The 333-nt window shown below is 66.1% G+C and carries 1 protein-coding gene; it reads right to left on the bottom strand.

Translation table 11 applies throughout. The annotated features are described in order from the left end of the window. Positions 1–333: ATP-binding protein (locus tag KHA85_RS17525; RefSeq protein ID WP_213186757.1), on the bottom strand; the 333-nt coding region annotated here is incomplete at both ends.

Below are 333 nucleotides of genomic sequence, written 5' to 3'. Positions count from 1 at the left end.
GTTGGCGGCGCATGTCGACTTCGCCGAGGTTGATCTCGCGGGCGTTGTTGGCCAGCCGGTTGACGATGGAGTCAGCGGCGACCCGGTCGGGCAGGGCTTCGAGCCAGTACGCCGGCCGGGACTGTGAAGCGATCATCGTCGGCAACCTGTGCTCCCGGTTGGCCAGGACGGCGAACAAATCGTTGGCGGCCTCGGGATCGATGCCCACGGTGAGGAAGTCGTCGATGATCAGCAGCTCCACGTCCGAGAGGTCATTGAGCATTTTCTGGTGGCGGATCCCGTCGCCGCGGGCGATGACCAGCCGCCGGGCGAGTTCGTCCATGCGGGCGTAGG

This window comes from Dietzia massiliensis (genome assembly GCF_018390595.1).
GTDB classification, from domain to species: Bacteria; Actinomycetota; Actinomycetes; order Mycobacteriales; family Mycobacteriaceae; genus Dietzia; species Dietzia massiliensis.
Note: the sequence above shows the minus strand (reverse complement) of the source record. Positions and strands in the feature narration are given on the sequence as shown.